The organism is Paenibacillus silvae (assembly GCF_014639235.1).
GTDB classification, from domain to species: Bacteria; Bacillota; Bacilli; order Paenibacillales; family Paenibacillaceae; genus Paenibacillus; species Paenibacillus silvae.
Genome location: NZ_BMFU01000004.1, coordinates 167,475 through 187,572 on the forward strand (window position 1 = coordinate 167,475; position 20,098 = coordinate 187,572).

Genomic DNA, 20,098 nt, shown 5'->3' on the forward strand with positions numbered 1-20,098 from the left:
TAATTTATTGTAAAATGTCGTTTGGAACATGTTAAAGGCAGGGATCAGGAATGGAACTAATGAAACAGACCAAACAGATGAGTTATGATCAATTCAGAGCACATGTGAAAAGAGCATCGCGTTTACGCAATGTGCCTTTGATCAAAATTGTAGCTTTTCAAGAGAAGTATATGAAGATTGAAGAAATGCAGTTTTTTGATGTAGAACAGAATTATATGAGTGTTCAGGCTTGTAATACGTTATGGATGAATCTGAAGGACAAATCGTTTCGTACGGTGGTGTCTCAATCGCTTCAGTTTTACCAGCAGATGACCAATCTTGGACGGCATTCTCTTGAGAATCTGATCCGGGAGTTATATGATACGGCTGTTCCGGTACTGCTGGATTATGATCCGTCCAGGTATTATACCCTGGAACAACTGGTCGAGATTTTGGCAACCGACGAGGATAAGCTGATTGAGCAGCTTGAGATGGGACGTTTCAAAGGCGCCTTCATTAATGAAGAGGGTAAATGGCTCAAACCCAAGCCGGAAGTGGGAAGTATGGAATCCGTATATTATTAAGTATCTGTCGCTATAGGGTTATTCTTGATGAAATACATTGCAGTATCCCTTTTTTAGTCCATTGGAGTATGCGGTAGATTAAAAAGGAGGGCATCATAGGTATAACCATCAAAATCCTGCAGCACTGCCGTCAGAAGCGACGGTTGCTGCAGGATTTTTTCGAGCAGATAACCCGTTTCTGGCAGCTAACTGCAGAACACGCGCCGAACGACAAAACCATCCTTGCAGCGATTGGCAGGACCGGGAACAGCAAGCACTCGTTTGCCCTGCGTCATGATGCCTTTGAGATTGGAGCGTAATTGAGGAGAACGCCCATTCAACCGGCAATGACGGAACTGGATGGGGGTAAATCTGGATAAAGCAGCAGTAGAACCAGCAACAGTTGGTGCCTCCACAATCCATTCTGCAGAGGATTGTGGACCGGAATAACGTTGTACCGTGCGGAATGTCCAGCCCTTGCTTACGTTTTTCAACGTGATGCACCAGGTTTTACGTGTGATCTTCGTAATCGTCGCCTGCATTGTATCACCGGGTGATACAGGTGAAGAAATCATTGTCTCCGCGGCGGGAAGTATTTCCCACCAGGCATAATATACCGGCTTGCCGTTAACCCAGTCATGACTGGTTCCGGTCTGGATCAGATCTGTATTATTGTAGCCATCAATACCAATCCAGGCAGAGGAGTAAGCGTTCATCCGGGAGGGAAGCACATAAGGGACTATCCATTCTGCAGAAATTCGCTTATAGCTGCGGGGTAATCCAATCTTTGCATAACCGCTCCAGTTGGAGGAGATCCACCCCGGTTGAAGCAATATGCTTGTTTGGGGCTGTTTGGGTTTACAAGGTTGTCGCCGTTTACGGATACGATCGGTCATCTCATGCATCACCTTTCATTAATCACTCCCAAGGTTTAGTGCAGTTGAGGCTTCTCATGCCAAGTGCGATTGCGGGTTGTAATATCTAATGCATCTCTGTTGGCACGTGAAAGGTACAGCTGCTCAAGAAAACAAGTTGAATGGATGAAAGTTTTTGAAGGCTTTTAAATTATTTTGAATGAAAATGATTGTTTTTTACGGGATTTATGATACTATAGAAGCAGTTGGAGGAATGGATATGCTGACTGAAGAACGATATGCTGCAATTGTAGAGCGCTTACATTTACAGGGAATTGTGAAATTGCAAGAGCTGGTCGATGTGCTAGGCGTTTCTGAATCCACAATTAGAAGAGATTTGATTGATCTGGAAAGCCGTCAGATGCTCAAACGTATTCATGGTGGTGCTTCACTGGTGAATGAGAAATCATTAGAACCAGGCATGGAGGAGAAAACGTTCAAAAACATTCAGCAAAAAACAGTCATTGCCCGTTTGGCAGCGCAGGAGATTCAGAATGGTGAATGTATTTACCTGGATGCTGGCACGACAACGCTGGCTATGATTCCTTTTATCGAAGCCAGAGATGTTACCGTTGTAACCAACGGACTTTCCCATGTAGAGGCACTGGTGAGCAAGCGAATTCGCAGTTATCTGCTTGGCGGTATGATGAAAATTCATACGAAGGCGGTCATCGGCAGCATTGCGCTGCAGAACATGGATAATTTCCGGTTTGACAAATGTTTTCTGGGAAGTAACGGTGTAGATCCTGAGATGGGGTATACAACGCCTGATCCGGAGGAAGCCTTGATTAAGAGGCGTGCACATCAATTGTCAGGAAAATCCTATGTGCTGGCTGATTCCAGCAAAATTGGGGATATTACTTTTGCCAAATTGTTTGATTTGGAGGAGGCGGATCTGATTACAGAACGAATGCCTGAACATTGGCGGACGGTAATCACCCAGAAAACTAAAATAATTGAGGGATAGCGATGATATATACGATAACACTCAACCCGTCCATTGATTACATCGTAGAAGTGGACGATCTGAAGCTAGGCGGACTTAACCGCATGAATCGGGACTTGAAACTCCCTGGCGGCAAAGGCATCAACGTTTCCCGCATTCTGAATCAGCTTGGGGCAGCCAATACGGCCATCGGATTTTTGGGTGGTTTTACAGGTCGTTTCATTAACGACAAGCTGCAGGAGGAAGCTATTCAAACGGACTTTGTCACCATTGCTGATGATACTCGCATTAACATCAAGCTGAAGCATGGAGACGAAACCGAGATTAATGGTCTTGGACCAGCCATTTCTGCAGAGGAGGCTGATCAGCTGCTGCATAAGTTATCTTCCTTGCAAAAAGAAGATATCGTCATTCTGTCTGGCAGTGTTCCGCCATCACTCGGTTCGGATTTCTATGATCGTCTCATTCATGTCTGCAAGCAGACGGGAGCCGAGTTCGTCATTGATACTACAGGACCTGCACTGATGGAAGCACTCGTTCATCAACCATTGCTGGTCAAACCAAACCATCATGAATTAGCCGAATTGTTTGGCGTAACCATCGAGACTCGTGAGGAACTGGTTTCTTACGGTAGAAAATTGCTCGAAGCAGGTGCCAAGCAAGTTCTGATCTCCATGGCTGGAGAAGGGGCATTGTTCATCACCGGGACAGATGTATATCATGCAACCGTGCCGAAAGGAAAGGTCAGAAATTCAGTTGGCGCGGGAGATTCCATGATTGGCGGATTTGTAGGTACGTATGTATTGCAAGCAAACTTGTATGAAGCCTTCCGCACAGGGGTTGCATCCGGCAGTGCGACGGCTTTCTCGGATGACCTTGCAGCGCGTGAATTGATTGAAGAATTGCGCGAGCAGGTAACGATTACCAAGCTGTAGGCAGCGAGGTTATATCAGAGCATGAACGATTAACACATGAATAACGATCAAGAACAGTTACGGGCATGGCCTGCTGCTGCAGGCCAACCGAACTCAAGGGAGTGTTCTAAGATGAAAATCACTGATTTAATGATTCAAGAAGCGATGATCATGGATCTGCAAGCAACCACCAAAGATGAAGCCATCGATGAGCTGATTGCGAGTCTGAACCGGAATGGAAGAATTAATGATCCAGTGCTGTTTAAGGAAATGATCTACAAAAGAGAAGCGGAATCCAGCACAGGCATCGGTGACGGTATCGCTATGCCGCACGCCAAAACAAAAGCGGTAAATGAACCAACGGTCGTTTTTGCGAAAAGCAGCAAGGGTCTTGATTTTGAAGCGCTGGATGATCAGCCTGCCCACATCTTTTTTATGATTGCAGCTCCCGAAGGCGCCGGTAACACCCATCTCCGCACACTCGCGGCTCTTTCAAGGCTGCTAGTTGATAGCGATTTCATCTCGGAGCTGATGAATACGAATACACCTCAAGAAGTTAGCGCTTTGTTTGATGCTAAGCAGGCAGAGGCTGCTGCGAAGGAAGCTGAGAAAGAGAAAGCCAAAGCGGAGAAAGAAGCACAGAGTGCAGGGGTATCCAGTCGTGCTAACAACGTAAAAAGCAACGCTGGAGTCATTGTTGGCAATGCAAACTCTGAGGATTTTGTTGTTGCCGTTACAGCCTGCCCTACCGGTATCGCTCATACGTTTATGGCTGAGGATGCATTGAAGAAAAAAGCTCAGGAAATGGGAATCAACATTCGTGTGGAGACCAACGGCTCTGAAGGAGCACAGAATGTACTGACTGCCGATGAGATTGCTCGTGCCAAAGGGGTTATCGTCGCAGCTGACAAAAATGTTGAGATGGATCGTTTTGATGGCAAGCCTGTGCTGCAAAGACCGGTAAGTGATGGTATCCGAAAATCCGAAGAGCTGATTCGCAAAGCAGTCAACGGAGATGCACCGATCTATCGCAGTCAAGGCGGAGGCTCCAGGGGTGAAGCTGCAAGTGCTGGAAAAATGAGCGTAGGCAGCAAAATTTACAAAGATTTGATGAACGGTATTTCACACATGTTGCCATTTGTTGTTGGCGGCGGTATCCTGCTGGCGATCTCGTTCCTATTTGAGCAGATTGCAAGTCCTGACAATCCCATTGTGAAGCTGCTGCAAACGATTGGTGGCGGAGACGGAGCGTTCCACTTCCTGATCCCTGTGCTTGCCGGATTTATTGCAATGAGTATCGGTGATCGTCCGGCCCTGATGCCGGGTATGGTCGGCGGCTTGATGGCTGTCAATTCCAATGCCGGTTTCCTTGGCGGCCTGGCTGCCGGTTTCCTTGCAGGTTATGTGATCCTTGGTCTGCGTAAAGCGCTGAAAGGTCTGCCTAAAGCGATTGATGGCTTGAAGCCCATTCTGATCTATCCTGTGCTTGGTTTGCTGATCGTTGGTGCAATTGCATATTACATTTTTGATCCGATTTTCGGTTCCCTGAACACATGGCTGGTAGATGTACTTGGTAATCTGGGGACAGGTAACAAAGTATTGCTTGGTCTGCTGCTCGGCGGTATGATGGCGATCGATATGGGTGGTCCTTTTAACAAAGCGGCTTATACCTTTGCCATTGGTGTATTTACCTCCAGCGGCAATACAGATGGCGCATGGATGGCAGCGGTTATGGCAGGCGGTATGGCTCCTCCGCTGGCGATTGCACTGGCTACAACATTTTTCAAATCCAAATTCACGGAGCAAGAACGTAAATCCGGTTTGACGAACTATGTACTCGGCTTGTCCTTCATTACCGAAGGTGCCATTCCATTTGCAGCGGCTGACCCGCTTCGTGTCCTGACATCCTGTATTATCGGTTCTGCAGTAGCAGGGGGACTTACACAGCTGTGGAGCATTAACGTACCGGCTCCTCACGGCGGTATTTTCGTAGCAGCACTGGCTAACCATGCCTTGCTCTTCCTGCTCGCGGTGGCTATTGGTTCCGTTATTTCCGGTCTCATTCTGGGATTGTGGAAAAAGGCACCAACACTTGTTAAATAAGAATTAGATGATCTCATCAACAAATAAATGATAGCTCGCTGGCATCTCTCCACTTGAAACTTCGATGGAGAGATGCTTTCTTTATATGCTCATACCACAGGCCACTTCACTTTACGCAATGCATCCAGCAGCTCGGCGGGGGCGTTCAGATTGTCACGTACCAGATCACGCGGTGTTAGAGCCATCCACTGGTTGAGAGATACATCCTCAAAACGGTCGCTGCGGAAGATTTCCAGAAACCATAATGTGTCTTTGCCGGTATTCTGAATATAGTGTCCCATCGCTAAGGGAACATAGCCGACGTCTCCGGCCCGATAATCAAACGTACGTGCATTGCCTTCCCCGCCAAAAACCGTCATTCTGCCTTCACCTGTCAGATAGTACTGCCATTCATCCGCATTGGGATGCCAGTGCAATTCACGCATCGCTCCAGGTTTGATCTCGACAAGGGCAGCAGCGACCGTGGTTGAGGCAGGAAAGTTGGTGGAGTCGACAATACGTACGCTTCCTCCGGGTGTAATCAGAGGCTCCTGTGCAAGCAAACGATAGGTGAATGAAAGGGGAACCGTGCCGTAGGGAGATTCAACCTCCTGACTTTCGAGTGAACCGGGTACAGTATCCTGGAAAATGTAAACCTGTTCCTTGGGCATGGACTGAAAGGCCGATTCAGCCACTCCAAAATTTAACGATAATACCTCTGGCGGAGTGTGAGCAAACCAGTCAGAGATCGAGAGTGTATTCAGGTCCGAGAAGCTGCCGTCATCAAACACTAATAAAAATTCACATCCGTTCTCCAGCCCCTGAATGGAATGAGGCAATCCTTTAGGAAAAAACCAAAGGTCGCCCGGACCGACATCGGCAATAAAATTGCGCCCGTTCTGATCCACAGAAGTAATCCGGGCTGTTCCCCAAATCATATAGGCCCATTCGGATTGCTGATGCCAGTGTAGTTCGCGCACCCCGCCTGGAGTGAGACTCATATTCACACCTGCGAGGGTGGTGGCAATGGGCAGATCACGCACGGTAATCTCACGTGACCAGCCGCCATGATTCAACTGCATGTGGGTGTCGGAGAAGGACATTCTCATATTAGGCAACAAGCCATGATCTGTCTTGGGGGGCACAAGCATATCGGGATTCTGAATGTCTCGCAGCACATCCCTTGGACCGTAATCGGGCCCTCCTGCACCATCACTGCGAATGGGCTGAGGTATGATGAAAGGCTGGCCGCTGGGCTGTTTTCCTTTGCTCATGACATAACTCCTTCCGCTGTTGGCCGCAATCCATTGAGACACGGCGTTTTCACTATGATTACACCTATGAGCAGGGGCTTGGCAATTATGATGGACTTTGGAACTTATGCTTATAGATGTGCTCTACACGGTGCAGCACAGCAGCACTCTGCTCCGTAAAACGCAGGCGGGCCGGCTTATTGTTGACAAGATAACTGCCCGACTCATACGTAGTGTTTCCGAGCCCGGCGGCATATAGCAGGGATGCACCTCGCGTTGGAGGAGGGAAAAACAATTTCATGACAGGTTTGATATAGAAGGGTATGCCCGATAATTTATTAGCTCTTAATGTATTGTTCCCGCCAGGGTCCACACTTAGAAGATGTATGCCGTCTGCCTTGGCAGCAGCTGCAGCTTCTTGAGTCCAAAGCGAAAGTGCAAGCTTGGATGCAGCATAGGGACCAAACAGCTTTTTAAAGGATGCAGGCTGTTCCAGCGTTTGAAGATTGAATGATTTCAGCATGCGAAAAGCAGTTGTGGAGGTGTTCACTACGGTTTTCAACCGACCTTCACGCAGCAGAGGGTAAAGCTCTCGATAAATGATGTAAGGAACGACGGTTTGAAGCTCAAAATGAAGTTCATGACCTTGGGCTGAGTACAGAAGTCTGGGCGTGCTTCCCCCGGCATTGTTAAACAGGACATCGATGGCTTTGGTCTTGAAACGAATATGCTCAAGTGCAGCGTGAAGGCTGCTGTAGTTCGTCAGATCGGATTGTACGGCGTACAGCTGGCCTGAGGCCAATGCGGCTTGAATGTCGGGGTGTTCAGGAAAGGCAGAGCGGTTCAGACCGATAACCTGCCACTGATCTGTTAGAAGCTTTCGTGTGAGCTCCAGGCCGATTCCTGATGTGGAGCCTGTAACAAGGGCTGTGCGTAACAAGTGAGTATTGTTCATAATAACCTCCATGAAGAATGTATTGTTATTTCGAAATACACTCTATAATTTGGAGTCGACTCCAAGTCAAGAGACAATTTTCGACTTGACTTGGAGCTGGCTCCAAATTGTATGATAGAGAGAACTATGTTTACAGGAGGGCTGATAATGAGTGGTCATATGATGTTTTCCATTCATGAGACGTCAGAACGATCGGGTTTATCCAAGGATACCATTCGTTATTATGAGAAGATCGGGCTTCTTCCCCGTGCCGAGCGGAAGGCCAGCCGTCACCGCGTCTATTCCGAGCAGGATATCCAGACGATGAGTCTGATTACTTGTCTGAAGAAAACAGGCATGTCACTGGAAGAGATGAAGCCATTTTTGCATATGTCGCTGGAGTCGAATCTTGATGATTTTCCGGATGAGCGGGAGATGCTGATCAATTATCAGCAAAAAGTAAAGGCACAGATCACATCGCTGCAGCAAGTGATTGATTTTATTGACGATAAGCTCGCTCAGCGCAGTATGTTCCCTGAAAAATGCGAGATTAATGATGAGCATCTGCTAACGGGATTGGAGAAAAAGAACACATTTTCTTAACTGAAAAAGGGGGCAGGCCATGACATTACAACAACTGAAGTATGTAATTGAAGTTGCTACACACGGTTCCATGAATGAAGCAGCCAAACGGCTCTTCATCTCTCAGCCCAGTTTATCCAATGCGATTCGCGATCTGGAGCAGGAGATGCGTATAACGATTTTTGAGCGCACGAATAAAGGCATTACCCTTTCCAAGGAGGGGGTAGAATTTCTGAGTTATGCACGACAGGTTGTAGAGCAGGCAGAGCTGCTGGAAAATAGATATTTGAATGCCAAGCCTTCACCTCAGCATTTCTCGGTATCTACACAGCATTATGCTTTTGCAGTGAATGCATTTGTACAGCTTGTTCAACAATACGGTCATGATGAATATGAGCTTGCCCTGCGCGAGACAAAAACGTATGAGATTATTCAGGATGTGAAAAGCCTTCGCAGCGAGATTGGCATTCTGTATCTCAATGAGTTCAATGCCAAGGTCATTAACAAATTGCTGAAGGACGCAGGTCTTGTTTTTACGAGCCTGTTTACAGCCAAGCCGCATATCTTCATCAGTGTCAACAATCCGCTTGCCAGACAGGCATCTGTCGCTATAGAACAGCTTCAGGATTATCCTTACCTGTCCTTCGATCAGGGGGAGTATAATTCTTTTCATTTTTCAGAGGAAATTCTAAGCACGTTATCACATCCAAAGAGCATTCAGGTGAATGATCGGGCAACATTGTTCAATCTGTTAATTGGTCTCAATGGATATACCATCTCCACAGGCGTGCTCAGTGCAGATCTGAACGGTAACGAGATTATCCCGGTTCCGCTTGAATGTGAGGAGTCTATTAATGTCGGCTGGATCAGTCATAAGAGCACTTCACTTTCCAATCTTGGTGTTGCTTATGTGCAGGCATTACATGAGGCTACCCGGTTACAGATATGATTCGCAAGTTACGTCAAATGGTTTGGATAGAAGGGGAGTTAGAGGTTGAAAGTATTATATCGGGATAAAAGTGAACAGCATGAGCTGACGGTATATGATACAAGGAGACTCTACGGGGAGCAGGGGAAGTTCCGTGTACTGCAGTTCTCGGACGACGCGGTTCAGGGAGCGCTTGATCTGGAGCGGCCTTCAAGAATTGTGCTGGAGTATCCGCGGGCGATGCTGCATCTGATGGAACGTAATGATCCGCAATATCATCGTGTTTTTGTGGTGGGGCACGGAATTGGCACCATCCCTGCTTATCTATCCGATCGACAGGTCAAGGTGGCTGAGCTTGATGCCGAGGTTGTCCGGCTGAGCCGACACTTTTTTGGCTATACAGGTCCGGATGTGCGAATCGGGGATGGTCGCGAGCTGCTGGAGCAGGAGGAGTCCGGAACATATGATTATATTGTCATTGATGCTTTTTCTGCAGCTGGCACACCAGAGCAGTTTACAAATCAATCCTTTTTTGCATTGGTGAAGGACAAGCTTGATGCAGATGGTGCTGTGCTGCTGAATGTGTTTGGCCGTTCCGGAAATGACAAGCTGGTCAATGCGATCTACACAACGCTAGGCACACAGTTTACCTATACTCGTGCCTTTGCACTTCCGGCGGAGCCGAATGACGTACAGAATCGCATTCTGATCGGCAGCCATCGTCCGATTGATGCTCATATAAAGCAAATGGCCGGTTTTGTAGAACAATGTCTTGAGGAAGGTTATATCATTGAGGGGTGAGTGATACTCTAGTCAGGGGTGAGCGAGTCTTGGTCATTGGTGAGACGCCCGGATTGTCTTTTGTCATGAAATTGTCAATCGTATAAATAATATGTGAAGATATCATATGTTCTTTATTGATTCTTAACAACTTTAATATAAGATAGAATGGATATGCCTTTTTATGAAAATCCGGGGGAAGCAAACATGATTGTGAACAAAACAATATCCAGATTAAGCAGAAAAGTCAAAAGATTCAAAAAAGTTAAAAAAATCAGTCTTACCGTTTTGATGAGCGGGCTCGTCACGATTTCGGTGTTGATGACGTTGACCATCATGGTGATTACGTCATATACCACTCAGAAACAGGCGCTGATTGACAGTACTCTTTCGCTGAATTATGCAAGTGCAGTGCAGATGAGTCAAACGTTAAACTCCTTGTTTGAATCTATGCAAAAGAGCTTGAAGCAGGGGGCAGACTATCTTAAAAATGTTGATTATACGGATAAGGAGCAATTAAACAACACATTGGATTTAATCCGCAAAAGCAGTGATTATTTCAACGCTGTTTCACTAATAGATGAGACTGGGCTGATGTTATCCATGTCACCGTACTCTCAGGTTAGTGTGGGTAAATATGTTAGCTCTGAAGCTGCTAAAGCGGCCGTTAAAGCAGAAGCCTCATACATATCAGATGCTTATCTGACACCACGTACGAAGCGGAGAATCGTCTTTCTCAGCGAACCAGTCTTTGAAAAGACAGGGAAATACCATGGCGTGCTTAGTGGAAGCATATATTTGCAGGAGAATAATATACTTGATTTATTGTTTGGAAGTCAACTGAAAACCAACAACGGATCATATTTCTTTATTGTTGATCATAGGGGAAACACGTTGTTTCATCCAAATATTAGCCGGATCGGAAAAAATGTTAGTGAAAACACAGTGGTCCGTAAACTCCTGCAAGGTCAGACCGGTAAGGAGCAGTATATAAATCTGGAGGGGGTTAGTTCTCTGGCCGGGTACTACAAAGTTCCTGCGACCGATTGGGGAGTAGTTATCGTATCGCCAACTCAAATGGTATATGATCAGTTGAATCGTCAGATCGGACTGATGCTGCTCTACACCGCTATACCGTTTGTATTTCTGGCTCTCCTTGTGCTGAGGGTTGGCCGCAAGCTTGTACAGCCTTTTGTGTTTCTGGCTGATCTGGTGCATCAGGTAGACAAGGGACAGACAGAATTGCCTGTTGTAAAGCCGCACTGGAACCGCGAGGCTGATTTGATTACCCGTGCCATGCTCGGAGCTATAGCTAACTTCAGAAATAAGACTGATCAGCTCGTGTATGACGCGAGAACGAACATGTTAACCGGTTTGAATAATCGGAGAACCTTCGAAGAGGTTATACAAAACTGGATTCATGAGCACATTTCATTTGCCATCGTTGTGCTGGATATTGATCGTTTTAAGTTAATTAATGATACCTTTGGTCATTCAACCGGAGATGAGGTTCTGAAACAGATCGCCAGACTGATCCAGCTGTCTGTTCGACCTGAGGATGTTTGTTCCCGCTTTGGCGGGGAAGAATTTGTAGTGCTGCTGCGGAATTATGATTCGAAGATGGCCTATGAGACAGCTGAACGCATCCGGATTTCTGTTGAAGAAAGTGTATTGGCAGTTGATCGCACCGTAACTATATCGGCAGGTATTGCTGAATTTCCGCTGCATGCCCAGTCTGAAGCCGAATTGTTCCACTTGGCGGATAATGCGTTGTATATAGCGAAGGAAGAGGGACGTAATCGTACGGTTGTGATTCAGTCGGTAGAAAAATAGATCACGGATAAGCAGGAAACAGAAATAGAAGCAGGCCCTTAAAGCAGGGTCTGCTTCTATTTGTAAACCTTCCTGACAAGAGTGGGCAAGAGCTTCAGATGAAAGAGGAGAGAATTCGATCACATAAAGCCATGGTACGCACATTATCCCGGGCACTGGAGAGAGGAGCGGACTTTGTCGACACCTTCACATGTTTCTCGTTCCAGCATGAGCCCTGCATCATCGTAGGCGTGTAGCTACAGCCTGGATGTATGCGCCTGCTTCAACTGCGACAGGGTATATATTTGTGGTGGCGTGAAAGCCGGCTCCGGCAAAGCAAAGTTGTGATTTCATCTCATGCAGGCCTCCTATCGGCTTTTAGAATAACTGTAAGTAAATCCAGTTGTACGTTCCTAAACATAGGCGGTTTGCAAAGAACAAAAAAGGGCAAATGTCCCAATAAGAAAGGAGTATAAAAAAGTTGTTGCAATCTATTTCTGGAACATGTATACTCTGAATTACGGTAAAACAAGGAATTGCTTCACCGGGTGCAAATTTTCATCGTTGATGAGAAGCTGCAATATATGCGGTCGTGGCGGAATTGGCAGACGCGCACGGTTCAGGTCCGTGTGGGCTAACCCCCCGTGGAGGTTCGAGTCCTCTCGACCGCATCAGATAAAAAAGGTTTGTACAATACCCTATGTGGTGGTGTACAAACCTTTTTTTGTTTTCATGACTTATGCTCCTGGATACGACTCTGCCGAATTATGGCGGTGAGCAAGCCGAATAACATTCCGACCACGCCGCATAAGGAAACACAGTACATCAGAGGCAACGGAGCGAAGCGAAACAGAAACGCAATACCGCTTCCGAATGTGGTACCTGCAAGAAAGCCGAGTGAGAGGCTGATCGGTTTGAGTGACTTCAATGGTTTCACCTGTTTCTTTGAATGAGAGTATACAGCAGCTGTACAATCTTCTGACTTATATGTGGAGATATGAAGAAAATGTAAGCAGAAAGTCGCTGTATGATATCATTTTGTGGTAGTTGGTGGGAAACTATGCATCGCTATATGTAAAATCTTTGAGATCAGGCAGGTTAATCTGTGGCTATTGGATTGTTTATATCTAAAAAGGCTTTGTCTTCCCTGGGGGAGACAAAGCCTTTTGGCTGTTCGGCTGTTTTAGTAAATTATTGGTTCCGGTGATCTTTCAAAATGACATCTGCGAACAAGATAGTTTTCGGGATGCGGAAAAATTGCTCCGCTTGTTCCTGAAACGCGGCAGAAGGCAGCGTTCCCTGATGCAGCCATTTGCGGAAAGTGCCGGGATGAACCCCGATCCAGTGGCTGACATCTGTCACCGACAAATCATGGACCATACACAAGCCAGTCAGAATACGGTTACTCACCGGGGAGCGGGTGACCGTTCGCTTCATAAAGCGAGATGGCTCGGGTTGACAGATAACAGGACTGTTACGCACAACTTCTTCATTGAAGAGAATATGGCGCGGATAGCCAAGCAACTGACAGGTTTTGTCCAGATTGGTGCTGCCGGGTATTCGCCCTTCATACACCCACGCGCTTACACTGCGTGAGGAGATCGAAAGATCTTCGGCGAGCTGAGACAATTTAATATCGTTGGCCATCAGCACGGCAAGAAGAACACGATTGCGGATTTGACAGCGTGTCGGTTTACGGAACCGCTTGACACGGACACCTTTTCCCAAATATTTACGGTTGATCAGAGACCACGCCTGGATGGAATGTTGTTCTGGTTGATTAGGCATATTTCCTCCGATTTTTTTTTAACCAAATACTACAATAAAAAAAGAGGCACTTCAAGTGTCCCCGTTACCTGATTTAAAACCGAAAGTGCGTGATGTCGGATGAAAGAGGGAACTATGAACTAGACTTCACGCTAAACGCATCCTAGTATATTCCTAGATTACAATGATTCACTAAAAATGATGGAATGATTTGTGCAGTATTCAAGAATAAATGATTCTAAAGAACTATTCATGGGTCTTTGGGACTTTTATGTGTTTTTTGCTGACATCACGCTATTTATGTCTCTGAACTCTCCTTTGTAGATCATTTTTTATTCATTTGAAATGAGTCTGATATGCGCAAATCTGAAATGATAAATCCGCATTCTCAGCAAGGCAGTTGAACTGTCACATTCTCTCATTCTCTCATATATTGTAGGGTACTCCAAGTGAAGCTGAAGGGTACTCGAAGAAAAAAACAAGGGAGAGGTGAGGAACGTGAGTCCAGCGGTGAGTACGTTTACTGCCATTTCAGGTGCGTTTGTAACATTTGCTTTTGGAGGCTGGGATCAGCTGCTTAGTTTGCTTGCAATCGCTATGGCTGTTGATTATGTTACAGGTCTGGCGGCGGCTGTGAGGACGGGAACGGGACTCAATAGCAATATTGGCTTCTGGGGGATCGCGCGTAAGGGATTGATGTTGACGGTTGTTCTGCTGGCTCACCGAATTGATCTGATTATGGGAACCGACATTATCAAAGGAGGGGCTATTTACTTTTATCTGGTGAATGAATTGATCTCGATAACTGAGAATTACGCCAAAATAGGATTGCCCCTGCCGAACAAGCTTAGACAGGCCATAGCTGTGCTAAAAAAACAGGAGGAAGAGGGGCGTTTGCCTGACCGAGAATGGGCCAAGCCGGGACCGTCTTCCACAAATACGTCTTCACATGCAGAAACGGGTACAGGACAGGTTATTGAAACACCCCCTGATGAAGGTGAGAAAACAGAGGCATCCTTTCGTATTAGAGAGTGATATGATATATTTTGGATACACGAAACATTGCAATAACATCCAACTATATCAAATCAAACGAGGTGTTTGGCCAGATGATTAAACATATTGTCCTTTTCAAAATGAAAGATCGCTCTGCGGAAAGTATTGAAGCTGCTGCTCAGGTTCTTCGTAATCTGGAAGGCAAGATCGATGTTCTGATCTCACTTGATGTAGGGATTGACGTCCTGCGCTCAGACAGATCATTCGACATTTCCTTAACTGCGGAGTTTGCTTCGCTGGAAGATCTTCAGGCGTACCAGGTTCACCCGCTTCATCAGGATGTAATCAAGTATATGAACGAGGTTAGAGAGCAATCCATTGCTGTTGATTATGAGTTCTGATCAGTTAGACATTTTACTACGGGTTTAAAGGGGAATCTGCATGAGCGATTTAAGAGACGTTATGGAATTTCTATATATTTTTATCGTTTTTCTGATCGCTTGCCCTGTTATGATCTTCTGGCTCAAGCGCAGAGGCAAACGAAATCGATAACTCACTGAACGGGAAGTGAATGAATGTATTATGTGAACAGGGAACAGATCGCTCGCCGGCTTCAGGCAGTACCGGAGGTGGCTGAAGGCCTCAGGCATGCTGTACAAGCTTGGGACGGTGGTCTGGTGTTAGGAATGGTACAGGAGCGCTGTCTGCATCTGGCTATCGAAATTGTGACCGATGTGGGCAGTTATCTCATTGACGGCTTCATTATGAGAGATGCGAGCAGTTATGATGATATCATTCAAATTAACTACGAAGAAAAGGTGTTTGATGAATCTGCGTATGAGGTTTTGCGCGAGCTTGTGTTATTGCGTAAACCGCTCGTACAAGATTACTTTAGCTGGCAGCGTGAAGTGCTGCATCCGCTAAGCGCAGTTTTGCCAGAAATTTTGGAACAATTTTCTGATCAGGTCAGCGTTTATGTGGAAAAAGAACTTGGCCCTTTTCAGGGGAATGAAGGCCAAGGGCCAGAGTAAGGAATGAGGGAAGCGCTATGGGAAATGAAGAATTCAAAGAATCCAAAGAAACTAAAGAAACCATTTCGGGCAATCGTGAAGGGGATGAGCTGTCTTCAGGTTTTCACCCCGTATACATGGTAGAATTGCTGTTCAGAGAGCAGCCGGAAATAAATCGGGATGTGCTTCAGGAGGCATTGATTAAACGCACGGGACAAGGACGACTGGATGTCAAGCAGGGGGAGAACGAGCAGGATTTGCAAGAGATGCTCCTCTTCTATCATCTGGACCATAAGGTTGCTTTTCAGGAAGGCAGCATTCCGGCTCAGACCTGTATTCTTCCGGCGCATGAGATTAAAGAGCGCAAGCGTTTTGCCGGGGCACTGCAGCAAGCCTGGCATTGGCCTGAGGCGGGACAAGCTGTAGCTTCTGCAAGATATGCCATTCGTATCCACGATCTGTTTACGGCTGCCATGCCGCACAAGAAACGTTTGGATCTGTTCCAGAAGGCGGTACTGGCTGTATTGGATACGTTAGATTGTGATGCGCTTTACTGGTATGGCAGCGACAAGCTCGTCGAGCCTGAAAGTTATGTCGAGTCGCAGGACCGTGAGGAGCACCTCTATGCAGCGATGAATGTGCGGATGTATCAGGCCGGGGGCACGGGGGAGCAGCGCGAACTAGTGATGGACACGGTAGGTTTATCGGCTCTCGGTGTGCCGGATGTACAGTGCCACTTCACGGGCCTTGAGCCGGATACAGTTGCTCAGACGCTTCTTGGCGCTGCGTATTACATATTTGATCAGGGAGATGTGCTTCAGGATGGCCAGACATTAGGCTCATCCGGTGGGCGTCGCTGGCGCTGTGAGCATCAGAGTGCTTTAATCGCACCGGGAAGATATGTCATTGATCTGAATCCGGGAGAAGAGCATGCTGTGCCTGTACAGCAGTCAGCCCGATAAAATGAAATAGCAATGGGCAGTCTAAGCCAAAGCAGGATAAGTTCACTTTTTTTCCTATTCGGAGTGTCAGATCAAGCCCTTCATGCTTATAATGCATCAACAGGGTAGGCATTAGCCCAGAGAAGCGGTACATCGTGCTGCTGTGCAGACCGATGCCTAAATCAAACTTTAAGGAGAGATGAATCATGAAGGATTCGAACAAAAGCTTGTTATGGGGTGCTTTGATTGGCTCGGTTGTCGGTTCAGTTACTGCACTGCTGCTTGCACCGAAAACAGGACGTGAGCTTCGCAAGGACATTACGGACGGCGCTCGTCAGGTATCGGATAAAGGGCAGGAGCTGGCTTACAAAGTTGGGGAGCAAAGCTCGCACCTCGTATCCAAAGTGAAGGAAACGGCAGATGTGGTTATCAAGGATATTCAATCCTGGCGCTGCTCTTCGGATGGCAAGGAAATCCGAATCTCAGCCACAATCACGGATACGGACAAAGTAGATGAGTTGGCTCAACCTCAGTCTGAGGAGAGTCAAGCTCAGGAACAAGCACAAAGTCTGGCTCCTGAAGCTGTATCGGAAGAGCGGGAAACAGGTAATGTTGTTCAGCTTCCTGCAGCTGATGAGTCCAAAACCGAGAAATAAGAAGCTTGATTGGATATGAACAGGCTTTCCCCACTGCGGAGGAAAGCCTGCTTTGTTATGTGCTGGCTGCCCCGCATGACAGCGGGCTGTGCGGATTGAAATTTGAACACGGCGATGAAATCGGGTAAGATGTAGGTACCTTTTTGCCGATAATTTCATAGACTAGTTTGTAGGCTTTTTGGTATGTGTAATAGAAGGATTTTTGGCATGTGTTGAATTTAATGAAGAAGGAAGCGGTGTGTTCGTGCAGCAAGCTATTGCTATATTAGACTCCGGTGTAGGGGGATTGACGGTTGCAAAGGAAGTGATGCGTCAGCTCCCGCGGGAAAAGATCATTTATTTTGGGGATACTGCCCGGACACCGTACGGACCCCGTTCGTCCGAACAAGTGAAACAATTTACGGAGCAAATCGTTGATTTTTTGATCCAGTTCGATCCGAAAGTGATCGTTATCGCCTGCAATACCGCGACAGCCGCCGCACTGGAATATATTCGGGCCAAGGTGAATGTGCCTGTAATTGGTGTGATCCATCCTGGGGCAAGAGCAGCCATTATGGCAACCCGAACCGGGCGAATTGGTGTAATTGGAACGGTAGGTACCATCGGAAGCGGAGCATATACATCGGCACTCAAGCAGCTGTCCCCATATGTGGATGTGGTCAGTCAGGCTTGTCCGGCGCTGGTGCCGCTGGTGGAGCAAGGTGAATTTCGTTCCGAACATACAACCCTTACGGTGGATCAGGCACTCGGAGATATTAAAAGGCAGCCTATCGACTGTCTGATTCTTGGCTGTACACATTATCCGTTTTTGATGGATACCATTCAGGATGTGATGGGGCAGGAAGTGAAGCTTATTAGCTCAGCGGATGAAACTGCGAGGGAAATCAGTACGATATTGTATGATAAACGCAAACTGGCCAGCGGGGATGAAACGCCTGTGCATCAATTTTTCTGTACAGGTGATCCACGGATGTTCCAGAACATTACGAAGCAATGGCTCGGGGAACAGATTTCCAAGACACCTGTCGTCTGGCAGGTTACGCAACTGTCATAATATATATTTGATACATGCTTCAGCTATTTTCGGACCTGTCTAGCAGGTCCGTTTTTTTTTGTTTTCAAGTGGTGCTCGTGTTTTCTAAGTTCGTAATGTCCCTAAAGAAGTCTGCGAACGATGTCACATGACGGACAACCGGGCGCGCATACGTATAATACAGAAACGGTCGGGCAAGAACCTAGCAGGGAGAATCAGGTCCGTGGGAAGGGGAACGATATGGAACTGCAATGGATTATCGTGAAAACAGGAGATACACTGCCGCGGATTGCTTCCGCATATCGGATGACCGAGGAATTGTTATGTGCGCTGAATCCTGAAGCTTCTGCTCAGCCCTATCTGCTTGCTGGTCAGATGCTGCGTGTGATGCCAGGGACGGGGCGCAGATATGCTGTGCCGCCAGGAGAGTCTGTGCACCAAACGGCGCAGCGTTTCGGGTTAACGGAGTATCAGCTGCGTGAGCAGAACCCCGAACTTGCTGGTATACAGGATTGGAGCGGCTGCTGCATCCATATTCCTGAAGCCGGGGGAGACAGAATTGTGAATATCAAGGGCGAATATGGATATCGCGAACTGATGAAAGACATACAGCGATTGGAGGCACGTTATTCCTGTATTCAATCAGGCTCAATTGGTACTAGTGTGATGGGAAAAGAGCTGCCTTATCTGCGAATCGGTAATGGCCCGCGTCACGTTCATGTGAATGCCTCCGTGCATGCCAATGAATGGTTGACTTCACCGGTGCTGATGAGATGTGTAGAAGAATATGCTGCTGCTTATCATTCAGATGAAATGTGGCATTCATCGGATCCGAAGCGCTGGATGCAGGAAACGACGTTGTGGGCCGTGCCTATGGTCAATCCGGATGGGGTGGAGCTGGTTCAGGAGGGTGTGGTGAATCATCATATGTATGCGTCCCGATTACTCGAATGGAACGGCGGCCGTGCGCACTTCACACATTGGAAGGCCAATATCCGCGGAGTGGATCTTAATGATCAGTTTCCGGCTTATTGGGAAGAGGAGGTTGCGCGCAGAGGGGTTGCCTCGCCTGGACCTCGGGATTATGCGGGTACTGCACCGCTAACGGAACCGGAGGCACAGGCGCTTGTGCAGTGGACACAGCAGCATGATTTTGCAGCTGTGGTTTCCCTGCATAGTCAGGGGCAGGAGATCTACTGGAATTACCGGGATCTGGAGCCGAGAGAGAGTGCGCCCCTGTCACGCAAGCTTGCCAAAGCCTCAGGTTATAAAGCTGTGAAGCTTGGCGGCAGTGATGCCGGGTATAAGGACTGGTTTATTCAGGCGTTTGGAAAGCCAGGTTTTACGGTAGAAGTAGGTCTCGGTGTGAATCCGCTGCCTGTGGAGCAGTTCGATGACATTTGTGTGGAAGTAGGCAGGCTGCTGACAGCCCTGTTATCCCATGGGTCACGTGAAGAAGGGAGCTCTGATAGGAGATGAGCGGAGAAAGAGATGTACTGCCTCGGACAGCAACGGACGCCGTGAACGGTGTTCGTTGTTTGTTTTTTATAATGAATGGAATTCTGTAGTTTATTCACAGCTATTCACATCAATGTTATTGCGATTAGCTGCAACTTTCTTTACAATAGATGCTGGAGTCTAAATGAATGCTGAAATTGTTGAAACCAGCAATGACAATATAGGAGATGAATCGAATGAACTGCAAAATTACTCGTAACGCAGCGAAAGTGTTGAAGCTCGAACTGGACAAGCCGGAGAACGAAGGTAAATTATTGCGTGTTGTAATTACACATGCACACGGAGATCACGCACACTACGGACTTGATCTGGATACGCCTGGAGATAACGATACCGTGGTATCTACAGATAAAGGCATTGACGTTATTTTGGAAAATGGTCAGCCTATGCTGGATGGCGTCAAAATTGATTACCTCTACTTGCCTCAGGAAGGGTTTGTGATCACAAATCCATCCAAAGGTAACCACGGCGACCACTAAGGGAGCAAAGA

19 protein-coding genes, 1 tRNA gene and 2 pseudogenes are annotated in these 20,098 nt (G+C 47.1%); 17 read left to right on the forward strand and 5 right to left on the reverse strand.

The window, feature by feature from the left end:
• Nucleotides 1-50 precede the first annotated feature (50 nt).
• Nucleotides 51-563 carry a hypothetical protein gene (locus IEW26_RS15075; protein ID WP_146259781.1) on the forward strand — a complete coding sequence of 171 codons (513 nt, stop codon included), beginning with the start codon at nt 51-53 and terminating at the stop codon, nt 561-563.
• Nucleotides 564-748: 185 nt separating this feature from the next.
• Here IEW26_RS15075 and IEW26_RS15080 read toward each other — a convergent pair whose 3' ends face one another.
• Nucleotides 749-1,438: a G1 family glutamic endopeptidase gene (locus tag IEW26_RS15080; protein ID WP_145402927.1), complete on the reverse strand. Its 690-nt coding sequence runs from the start codon at nt 1,436-1,438 to the stop codon at nt 749-751.
• Between the two features lie 238 nt (nt 1,439-1,676).
• Here IEW26_RS15080 and IEW26_RS15085 point away from each other — a divergent pair, with 238 nt between their 5' ends.
• The 3 genes from IEW26_RS15085 to IEW26_RS15095 all read left to right on the forward strand — a co-directional run bounded on the left by IEW26_RS15085 (nt 1,677) and on the right by IEW26_RS15095 (nt 5,419).
• A complete protein-coding gene (locus tag IEW26_RS15085) occupies nt 1,677-2,423 on the forward strand; it encodes a DeoR/GlpR family DNA-binding transcription regulator (protein ID WP_111273017.1) in 747 nt (248 codons plus the stop codon).
• Nucleotides 2,424-2,425: 2 nt separating this feature from the next.
• The gene (pfkB, locus tag IEW26_RS15090) at nt 2,426-3,337 is read left to right on the forward strand and encodes a 1-phosphofructokinase (protein WP_188593012.1); all 912 of its coding nucleotides are present in this window, start codon (nt 2,426-2,428) and stop codon (nt 3,335-3,337) included.
• A 111-nt stretch (nt 3,338-3,448) separates the two neighbouring features.
• Complete coding sequence (locus IEW26_RS15095; protein ID WP_188593013.1) at nt 3,449-5,419, forward strand: PTS fructose transporter subunit IIABC; 1,971 nt, start codon at nt 3,449-3,451, stop codon at nt 5,417-5,419.
• Between the two features lie 89 nt (nt 5,420-5,508).
• Here IEW26_RS15095 and IEW26_RS15100 read toward each other — a convergent pair whose 3' ends face one another.
• Both IEW26_RS15100 and IEW26_RS15105 read right to left on the reverse strand, forming a co-directional pair.
• Nucleotides 5,509-6,672 carry an oxalate decarboxylase family bicupin gene (locus tag IEW26_RS15100; RefSeq protein ID WP_145402924.1) on the reverse strand — a complete coding sequence of 388 codons (1,164 nt, stop codon included), beginning with the start codon at nt 6,670-6,672 and terminating at the stop codon, nt 5,509-5,511.
• A gap of 85 nt (nt 6,673-6,757) precedes the next feature.
• Nucleotides 6,758-7,606, reverse strand: a complete 849-nt coding sequence (locus IEW26_RS15105; RefSeq protein ID WP_188593014.1) for an SDR family NAD(P)-dependent oxidoreductase — start codon at nt 7,604-7,606, stop codon at nt 6,758-6,760.
• A gap of 147 nt (nt 7,607-7,753) precedes the next feature.
• On the opposite strand from IEW26_RS15105, the gene IEW26_RS15110 reads away from it, so the two are divergent.
• The 4 genes from IEW26_RS15110 (at nt 7,754) to IEW26_RS15125 (ending at nt 11,708) form a co-directional block, all read left to right on the forward strand.
• Nucleotides 7,754-8,188 (forward strand): MerR family transcriptional regulator, encoded by a 435-nt coding sequence (locus tag IEW26_RS15110; RefSeq protein WP_229729877.1) that lies wholly within the window; start codon nt 7,754-7,756, stop codon nt 8,186-8,188.
• 19 nt (nt 8,189-8,207) lie between these two features.
• A complete protein-coding gene (locus IEW26_RS15115; RefSeq protein WP_111273022.1) occupies nt 8,208-9,116 on the forward strand; it encodes a LysR family transcriptional regulator in 909 nt (302 codons plus the stop codon).
• Between the two features lie 45 nt (nt 9,117-9,161).
• Nucleotides 9,162-9,896 (forward strand): spermidine synthase, encoded by a 735-nt coding sequence (locus IEW26_RS15120; protein ID WP_188593015.1) that lies wholly within the window; start codon nt 9,162-9,164, stop codon nt 9,894-9,896.
• Between the two features lie 186 nt (nt 9,897-10,082).
• On the forward strand, nt 10,083-11,708 hold the full coding sequence (locus tag IEW26_RS15125; RefSeq protein WP_188593016.1) for a sensor domain-containing diguanylate cyclase: 1,626 nt from the start codon (nt 10,083-10,085) through the stop codon (nt 11,706-11,708).
• Between the two features lie 228 nt (nt 11,709-11,936).
• Here IEW26_RS15125 and IEW26_RS15130 read toward each other — a convergent pair.
• Nucleotides 11,937-12,041 (reverse strand): annotated as a pseudogene (locus tag IEW26_RS15130) (Gfo/Idh/MocA family protein); the annotation flags it as partial.
• A gap of 232 nt (nt 12,042-12,273) precedes the next feature.
• Between IEW26_RS15130 and IEW26_RS15135 the strand changes: the two are divergent.
• Nucleotides 12,274-12,358 (forward strand) — tRNA-Leu (locus tag IEW26_RS15135).
• 520 nt (nt 12,359-12,878) lie between these two features.
• Here the strand turns inward: IEW26_RS15135 and IEW26_RS15145 are convergent.
• Nucleotides 12,879-13,475 (reverse strand): helix-turn-helix domain-containing protein, encoded by a 597-nt coding sequence (locus IEW26_RS15145; protein WP_111273026.1) that lies wholly within the window; start codon nt 13,473-13,475, stop codon nt 12,879-12,881.
• A gap of 468 nt (nt 13,476-13,943) precedes the next feature.
• On the opposite strand from IEW26_RS15145, the pseudogene IEW26_RS15150 reads away from it, so the two are divergent.
• The 8 genes and pseudogenes from IEW26_RS15150 to IEW26_RS15185 form a co-directional block, all read left to right on the forward strand.
• Nucleotides 13,944-14,348 (forward strand): annotated as a pseudogene (locus IEW26_RS15150) (phage holin family protein); the annotation flags it as partial.
• Between the two features lie 215 nt (nt 14,349-14,563).
• Nucleotides 14,564-14,851, forward strand: coding sequence for a Dabb family protein (locus IEW26_RS15155; RefSeq protein WP_111273028.1), 288 nt, complete (start codon nt 14,564-14,566; stop codon nt 14,849-14,851).
• A gap of 174 nt (nt 14,852-15,025) precedes the next feature.
• The gene (locus tag IEW26_RS15160; protein WP_111273029.1) at nt 15,026-15,481 is read left to right on the forward strand and encodes a DUF86 domain-containing protein; all 456 of its coding nucleotides are present in this window, start codon (nt 15,026-15,028) and stop codon (nt 15,479-15,481) included.
• Nucleotides 15,482-15,498: 17 nt separating this feature from the next.
• Nucleotides 15,499-16,422, forward strand: coding sequence for a DUF4261 domain-containing protein (locus IEW26_RS15165; RefSeq protein WP_188593017.1), 924 nt, complete (start codon nt 15,499-15,501; stop codon nt 16,420-16,422).
• A 185-nt stretch (nt 16,423-16,607) separates the two neighbouring features.
• A complete protein-coding gene (locus IEW26_RS15170; RefSeq protein WP_145402917.1) occupies nt 16,608-17,057 on the forward strand; it encodes a YtxH domain-containing protein in 450 nt (149 codons plus the stop codon).
• Nucleotides 17,058-17,301: 244 nt separating this feature from the next.
• Nucleotides 17,302-18,111: a glutamate racemase gene (gene racE / locus IEW26_RS15175; RefSeq protein WP_145402916.1), complete on the forward strand. Its 810-nt coding sequence runs from the start codon at nt 17,302-17,304 to the stop codon at nt 18,109-18,111.
• 219 nt (nt 18,112-18,330) lie between these two features.
• A complete protein-coding gene (locus IEW26_RS15180) occupies nt 18,331-19,569 on the forward strand; it encodes a M14 family metallopeptidase (RefSeq protein WP_373288496.1) in 1,239 nt (412 codons plus the stop codon).
• Nucleotides 19,570-19,784: 215 nt separating this feature from the next.
• Complete coding sequence (locus tag IEW26_RS15185; RefSeq protein ID WP_090920458.1) at nt 19,785-20,087, forward strand: heme biosynthesis protein HemY; 303 nt, start codon at nt 19,785-19,787, stop codon at nt 20,085-20,087.
• Nucleotides 20,088-20,098: the final 11 nt, after the last annotated feature.